The 7,610-nt window shown below is 35.6% G+C and carries 7 protein-coding genes and 1 pseudogene; 5 read left to right on the plus strand and 3 right to left on the minus strand.

Features of this window, described 5'->3' with window-relative positions; all coding sequences use genetic code 11:
- Window positions 1–150: 150 nt before the first annotated feature.
- Window positions 151–1,245, plus strand: coding sequence for a DRTGG domain-containing protein (locus tag H6F32_RS15060; RefSeq protein WP_190370128.1), 1,095 nt, complete (start codon window positions 151–153; stop codon window positions 1,243–1,245).
- A gap of 116 nt (window positions 1,246–1,361) precedes the next feature.
- Here H6F32_RS15060 and H6F32_RS15065 read toward each other — a convergent pair whose 3' ends face one another.
- Window positions 1,362–2,276 carry a Ycf66 family protein gene (locus tag H6F32_RS15065; RefSeq protein WP_190370129.1) on the minus strand — a complete coding sequence of 305 codons (915 nt, stop codon included), beginning with the start codon at window positions 2,274–2,276 and terminating at the stop codon, window positions 1,362–1,364.
- A gap of 246 nt (window positions 2,277–2,522) precedes the next feature.
- Here H6F32_RS15065 and gndA point away from each other — a divergent pair, with 246 nt between their 5' ends.
- Window positions 2,523–3,956 (plus strand): NADP-dependent phosphogluconate dehydrogenase, encoded by a 1,434-nt coding sequence (gene gndA / locus H6F32_RS15070; RefSeq protein ID WP_190370130.1) that lies wholly within the window; start codon window positions 2,523–2,525, stop codon window positions 3,954–3,956.
- 105 nt (window positions 3,957–4,061) lie between these two features.
- On the opposite strand, the gene H6F32_RS15075 is transcribed toward gndA, so the two are convergent.
- Window positions 4,062–4,700, minus strand: coding sequence for a DUF1361 domain-containing protein (locus H6F32_RS15075; RefSeq protein WP_190370131.1), 639 nt, complete (start codon window positions 4,698–4,700; stop codon window positions 4,062–4,064).
- A 291-nt stretch (window positions 4,701–4,991) separates the two neighbouring features.
- Window positions 4,992–5,462, minus strand: coding sequence for a hypothetical protein (locus tag H6F32_RS15080; RefSeq protein ID WP_190370132.1), 471 nt, complete (start codon window positions 5,460–5,462; stop codon window positions 4,992–4,994).
- A 408-nt stretch (window positions 5,463–5,870) separates the two neighbouring features.
- Between H6F32_RS15080 and tadA the strand changes: the two genes are divergently transcribed.
- From tadA to H6F32_RS15095, 3 genes and pseudogenes are all read left to right on the plus strand, one after another.
- Window positions 5,871–6,344, plus strand: a complete 474-nt coding sequence (tadA, locus tag H6F32_RS15085; RefSeq protein ID WP_206754651.1) for a tRNA adenosine(34) deaminase TadA — start codon at window positions 5,871–5,873, stop codon at window positions 6,342–6,344.
- 111 nt (window positions 6,345–6,455) lie between these two features.
- Window positions 6,456–7,220 (plus strand): 1-acyl-sn-glycerol-3-phosphate acyltransferase, encoded by a 765-nt coding sequence (locus tag H6F32_RS15090; RefSeq protein ID WP_190370133.1) that lies wholly within the window; start codon window positions 6,456–6,458, stop codon window positions 7,218–7,220.
- A 22-nt stretch (window positions 7,221–7,242) separates the two neighbouring features.
- Window positions 7,243–7,500: pseudogene (locus H6F32_RS15095) on the plus strand (DNA cytosine methyltransferase); the annotation flags it as partial.
- Window positions 7,501–7,610: the final 110 nt, after the last annotated feature.

Genomic DNA, 7,610 nt, shown 5'->3' on the forward strand with positions numbered 1-7,610 from the left:
ATCTTCTGCTAATTTTTGTAACTTATAAAAATCTCGTGACTTTTTGAACTCCTTCTTATCTGTCACTTATTACCTTTCTCCTTTGATCATAAACATCTAAAATGAGTAAACACATTAATTTTAGAAAGTTTTGCAATTAGGAGTGCATAAGTGCCTAAGTTTCCTAAATATTTGCTAGTTGGATCAGTTGCAGCTTATAGCGGTAAATCTACAACTGTTTTAGGTTTGTCTCATCAGCTACAACAAAAAGGTCTGGATATTGCTTATGGTAAACCTTTAGGTAATGTTGTCAGCACATCTGTTGGAATTGTGATGGAAGAAGATGTGCAGTTTATTACTGGTAGCTTGGATTTATCAGAGAACCGCATTGCTCCTACTTTATTATCTTTGGATGAAATTAGCATTCAGAAACGATTAAAAGGGGAAGATGTTACTAATTATCAAAGTTTACTGGAGCAAGAATATTTACAAGTTCCTAGAGGTAATTTGGTATTGTTAGAAGGTCCTGCTAATTTATCCGAAGGACTTTTGTTTGATTTATCATTACGTCAGTTATCTCAAGGTTTAGATGCATCTGTCCTATTGGTATGTCGCTATGAGTCATTAATAGCAGTAGAATCTTTATTATTTGCTAAACAACAACTAGGCAATTATTTGCTAGGCGTAGTAATTAATGATGTGCCCCATGAAACTATGAATACTGCACAAACATTATTACGCCCCTTTTTAGAAAAACAGGGAATTGGAGTTTTAGGGATATTACCCAAAAATGATTTATTACGGAGTGTAAGTGTAGAGGAATTAGTCAAACAGTTAAAAGCGGAAGTTTTATGTCGTAGCGATCGCCTAGATTTGTTAGTAGAAAGTTTAGCCATTGGTGCAATGAATGTCAACGCAGCCGTTAAATACTTCCGCAAACGTCGTAATATGGCAGTAGTTACCGGAGGCGATCGCATAGAAATTCAACAAGCAGCCTTAGAAACATCTACACAATGTTTAATCCTCACTGGACAACTACCACCACCATCATTTATCCTTAATCGTGCTGAAGAGTTAGAAATTCCGATCTTATCCGTTGACTTAGATACTCTTAGCACAGTGGAAATCATAGAACGTACTTTTGGACAAGTGCGTGTTCATGAGCCTATAAAAGTTAAATGTATTCGTCAACTAATGTCAGATCACTTTGATATTGATAGGTTGTTGTTGCAGATGGGATTAAAAACAGCGACGGTCAGATCATAATTGTTTAGAGTTTTAGGGTGCGTCAGAATCTTAAAATTGGTAATTTTAACCTAAATTATTCTGTTTGACGCACCCTACAAACTACTACAAACTACAAAATATTCAAAAATTCATAACTAGCAACTTGGGTTATTAGGTTTATTGAGTGGTATGTCTTGTGTCACAGATTCTGAATCATTTTCTTTTAGCACTTTCTGTACAGGTACAACTTCTACCATAGTAGATAAATCAACAGTAGTTTGTAGTTTTGTATCTGATTCAGAAGGTAAAGATAAATCCGTAACTTCTTCTACGGGAGATTCAGAACTTACCACTTCAACAGTAGTTTGTAGTTTTGTATCTGATTCAGAAGATAAAGATACATCCGTAACTTCTTCTACAGGAGATTCAGAACTTACCACTTCAACAGTAGTTTGTAGTTTTGTATCTGATTCAGAAGATAAAGATACATCCGTAACTGCTTCTACAGGAGATTCAGAACTTACCACTTCAACAGTAGTTTGTAGTTTTGTATCTGATTCAGAAGATAAAGATACATCCGTAACTGCTTCTACAGGAGATTCAGAACTTACCACTTCTTGAAGTTCGGGAATATTTTCTACTGGTTGTGATGGAGATACAGGCGTTTTTTTCTGTGCCTTATTCTTCACAGCACCAACAAAATTACCAATAAATGTTTGTAACTTAGTCCAGTTTTTCTGGACGGACAACTTAGAGATAGTTTCTTGCAAACTCACCTTAATCAAAGCTACACTAGGCAAAGGCGTTTGTTGTACCTCTGGAACAAGTTGACGACGGAGAGATAAAGTTTGCCAACCAAACCATACCAACAACGACACACTAGCCAAATGTCCCAATAATAAGCCCCCAGTAATATGGGGTGCAAAAATCCATAATGTTAAAGCATAAAAGAAACCTACACCACTCCAGATAAAATCATTTTTACGATGAATTTCTGGAAGCAAGAAAGCAGATAAGTAAATAGCTAAACTACCCAGTACAACTGTTAAAGAAAGGAAATAGGCCAGCATTTTTTTTAGGCTCCAGTTTAATCAATATGTGCCACTACTTTAATTTCGCAAATTTTGTCACTAAATTGTTGACTTAGATACAAAATAAAACTAAATATCTGTATTGCCTGTAAATTTCATCTATCTACATCAACTCTTAATATCTTCTTTAGAAGTGAACTGAAAATCTCAGATTACCCTTAAAGAAGAAAGGATCTACAAGAGTTAGCCACATAATTTAGCCACATAAGTTAGTCAGATAAATTTATGACCCTACAAAGTTTTGGTGTGATTGGATTAGCCGTTATGGGCGAAAACATTGCTCTAAACGTTGAGCGTAATGGCTTTCCAATAGCAGTGTACAACCGTTCTCGTGAAAAGACCGATGCCTTCATGTCCAACCGTGCCACAGGCCGTAATGTCAAAGCTGCTTTTACCTTAGAAGAATTTGTCGCCTCATTAGAACGCCCCCGCAAAATTCTAGTAATGGTACAAGCTGGTAAGCCTGTTGATGCGGTAATTCAACAACTTAAACCTTTATTACAAGAAGGAGATATCATCATTGATGGTGGTAACTCTTGGTTTGAAGACACTGAAAGACGCACTCAAGAATTAGAACCCATCGGCTTACGCTATATTGGTATGGGAGTCAGTGGTGGAGAAGAAGGCGCGTTAAATGGTCCTTCTTTAATGCCAGGTGGTACAAAGAGTTCTTATGAATATCTTTCTCCCATTTTCAACAAAATCGCCGCACAAGTTGATGATGGTGCTTGTGTAACCTATATTGGACCTGGTGGTTCTGGTCACTACGTAAAAATGGTTCACAACGGTATTGAGTATGGCGATATGCAGTTAATTGCAGAGGCTTACGATTTACTGAAAAATATCGGTGGTTTAAATGCCCAACAATTGCATGAAGTATTTAGCGATTGGAATAAAACCGATGAACTCAATTCCTTCTTAATTGAGATTACAGCTAATATTTTCCCATACGTTGATCCAGAAACTAAGAAACCCTTAGTAGATTTAATTGTAGACGCTGCTGGACAAAAAGGAACTGGTCGCTGGACAGTACAAACTGCGTTAGAATTAGGCGTTGCTGTACCTACAATCATTGCGGCGGTAAATTCCCGAATTTTATCTTCTATCAGAGATGAACGAATTGCTGCTTCTAAACAATTAACTGGACCTGTTCCTGCTAAATACTGTGGTGATATCAAAACCTTTGTGAATATGGTACGGGATGCGCTGTACTGTTCTAAGATTTGTTCTTATGCACAAGGTATGGCTTTATTATCCACAGCGTCTAAAACCTATAATTGGGATTTGAATTTAGGGGAAATGGCACGTATTTGGAAGGGTGGTTGTATTATTCGCGCTGGTTTCTTGAATAAAATTAAGAAAGCGTTTGATGAAAATTCTACCTTACCTAACTTGTTGTTAGCACCTGAGTTTAAACAAACAATTCTCGATAGACAAGCAGCTTGGCGGGAAGTAATTGTTACTGCGGCAAAGTTTGGTATTCCTGTACCTGCTTTTAGTGCGTCTTTGGATTATTTTGACAGCTACCGTAGAGAACGTTTACCACAAAACTTAACTCAAGCACAACGCGACTATTTTGGTGCTCATACTTATCTGCGTACAGATAAAGCCGGAGTATTCCACACAGAGTGGGTTCCTATTACTGAAAGCAAGAAGTAAGCATTAATTAATTAATTAATTAGCTGTCAGCCGTCAGTCGTCAGCCATGAGTTTTTTGAATTTAAGCTGACAACTGATAGCTGATAACTAATTACTGATAACTAATTACTGATAACTGATAGATGAATCTTGATATTGTTTACTAATTCCTAAGTTAATTTGTTTCATGAGCGAATATAAACCTAAGAGAATTATGAATGTAATAAAAATAATGATTAATGGTTGTTTACCAAGTATTTCTTCAATACCTTTAGTAATAATTGCATCAGGCTGAGTCACAAGATCCCAACTATTGAAGCGTAGAAACCTCCCCCAATAAATACCAATAGAATTGAGAATATGGGTAATTAATTCTGCCGTGAAAATCCATGAACTTTTACCAATTTTGTGAAAATAATGACCCATATTAATTAAGGAAATAACATAAGCCTGAAATCCTGCCATAATCACAACAAAATATACCGGAAATAACACGATAGCAATAATCCATACTGATTGCACTCGACGAATATCATCTATTAAGTGAATCACATCTGTTAATAAATAAGGTGCATTAGGTAAAAAAGTGTAAAATACGATAAATCCTAACCACCATAACCAAGTTTGTCCGCGTTTTTTCCTAAATAACCAAACACTTAACGCTAAGGGTATAAATGCTAAAAATAAATTCCATGTCATCCAGCGCATATTGATTTGTAATACTTGGATAACTGTAGCAATTAAGTTCATCATTTCTGTTTTCATAGTTTTCTCAGAAGTATTTTAGAAAATGTTATCGTACAATTTTATTCAAGTTTATTTAATTTTACCCTCAGATTATTTTCTAATATAACTAGCAATTGTCATAATTTTTAGAAATTATCTCTAAAATAAAGTAATATTTTTCTTAATAGCTACAATAATTTTTTGTCAATTCCACATTTTTCGTTAGTGATTTTGGTAAGTTAGTAACATAAAAACCTCAACCGAGAAAGTCGAGGTTATTTTGTTAAGTGCGGGGAGAAAATTCTTTATTCTGACTCCGTGACTCGGTGACTACTTAGGCTGACTACAATAAGTATTGAGTTCTTTTCCTAAGTTATCTAAATCTTTGCCAGCAGTATTAGCTGCGGTTGTGAGGGTAGCATCTATTTGTTTTCTAGCATTTTTTATTGTAATTCTGCCTGGTACTGATGCTTCCGCTGTTTTAGTATCTCCCAGGGCTTTTGATGCTTTTGCTATGGACTGAGATAGCTTATCAAATATTTTTACAAATTTATTTTGATATTCTGTGAGTTGAGGATCCTTCAATTTTAGTTTTTCTAATGATTTAGTAGTGTTATGTAGATCCTTGGATAGTTGTAAACTGGTTGATACTTGTTGACCTTTCTTTGTGTCAATTAATGATATACCTTGGTTAACTGTGGTAATCAATTTTTGACATTGGGAGGTTTTACTTTCGCTACAACTCGTAATGAAAATGGCTAGGGTTAAGCTAATTGGAGCGATTATTTTAGAATAAGACATACCTAACTCTATAACCTTTATCTACATATCTTTTTAAAATGCTTGGATGCAAACACAGAGATTAAACCCAAGTAAAACGGAAGTTAAACCTATGATTATCGGGGCACAATGGTAAATAAATGATAGCATAAGTTAGAAAATTCGGCTGTGCTGAATTAGAGTATGAAATGGAAAAGTTACAAAAATGAAAGTCTTACTCTTGTATACCTGGAATGCCTTTGCGTCAAACCTTGATTATACCCTCAATCAGCAACGCCGAAAATTCTAGTGTTAATTTCTGCTGTATTGAATTTGTGTACAACATTTAAACTGAACAATGCCAATATTTCCACTGGAATCTAGTCTGATGATAATATAAATAGTTAGCTATTTAGCTATCTCCCATCACCAATTAATTACCCATGACCTATGTTAAACTATTTACAACATCAAAAATGGATGAATTATGCCTTAGAATTAGCAAATAGGGCAGGTGAAGCGGGAGAAATTCCAGTGGGGGCAGTAATTATTGACCCCAAAGGCGATTTAATTGCAGTAGGGGAAAATCGTAAAGAACGAGACAAAGACCCTACTGCTCACGCAGAAGTCATAGCTATTCGCGCTGCTAGTGAACATTTGCATAGTTGGCGTTTGCTTCACTGCAGCTTGTACGTAACCTTAGAACCTTGTCCTATGTGCGCTGGTGCCATCATTCATGCGCGATTGGGAACTATTATTTATGGTGTGGACGATACTAAAACTGGCGCAATTCGTACTGTTATTAACATTCCTGATCATCTGGTGTCTAATCATCGTTTGCAAGTGTTGGGAGGTATTATGGAATCGGCCTGTCGAGAACAACTACAGAAGTGGTTTTTACTTCACCGTCAGCATCAGAAATAACAGACAAATATCAAACTGTCCAGATACTAGCACAAAAATTACCCAAGAAAATTTACGGTGGAAGTAATTAAGTTTGTGTCACATTAGACTCAAGAAGTAATATCCACTGTTATGATGAAATTTTTATCTGCTTGTACTTTCTACAATAAAAACCTGACAAATACAGGAAATACTTTAGTACCTGAAAATACTTCCCGGGTTTCTTCTTGGTTAGTTCCCATAGCGTATTTTTTAGGACGTTATTTTGTCATACCAGCATATTTTGGCAATATTAAAATTACAGGACAAGAATATTTACCTACGGATGGTCCAGTAATTTTTGCCCCTACTCATCGTTCTCGTTGGGATTCGCTATTATTACCTTATGCGGCTGGTCGTCATGTTACAGGACGAGATATGCGGTTTATGGTGACAATTAATGAGTGTAAGGGATTACAGGGTTGGTTAGTACGGCACTTAGGAGGGTTTGCTGTAAATATTGATCGTCCAGCGATCGCCACCTTGCGTCATGTGTTAGATTTAATGCAGCAGAAGCAAATGTTAGTCATTTATCCTGAAGGAGGGATATTTCGAGACGGTAAAATTCACACATTAAAACCTGGTATTTCTCGTTTAGCACTCACAGCTGAATCTAATTATCCCGGTTTAGGCATTAAAATCATACCGGTAGCAATTCAATATAGTCAACCCTATCCTAATTGGGGAACGAATATCAATATTCATATTAGTGAACATATTGATGTGGTAAATTATCTTGAAGGAAATTTAAAATCTCAAGCAAAGAAACTAACCGCAGATTTAACCAATGAATTACAAAAGTTAACCTATCAACAATCGGAAAATAATCCCCATATTTTAGCAGAAATACGTAGTTAGTAAGTAATTTGGTAAAAATAAACGGCACTTGGGTGATCATGGTAAATTGTCTGCTGCTTATGTAGCATTAATTTGTCAATATTTATCTGATTTCTTTTTATTTGAAAATGTTAAGGGTTTAAGTAGAACTGACAAACACCTTGTATTTTATTAATCTTTAAGATAACAATTGTAAACTGTTGGCTATGCTTTAACTGAACGTTTAATTAATTGTCTGGAATATGGTGTACCTCAAGATAGAAAAAGAGTTATTTTAATTGGTTTAGGACTTACGCATTGACAAAAAACATTATCTATGTATTCTAGATCATGCGATCGCTATTAAGATTAGCAAAAATATGCTCACGTACAACTAAAGTAAACAGATTCCTCTGTACTTCATACCAGTTG

The sequence above is a fragment of the Anabaena sp. FACHB-1237 genome, from assembly GCF_014696225.1.
Classification (GTDB): Bacteria; Cyanobacteriota; Cyanobacteriia; order Cyanobacteriales; family Nostocaceae; genus FACHB-1237.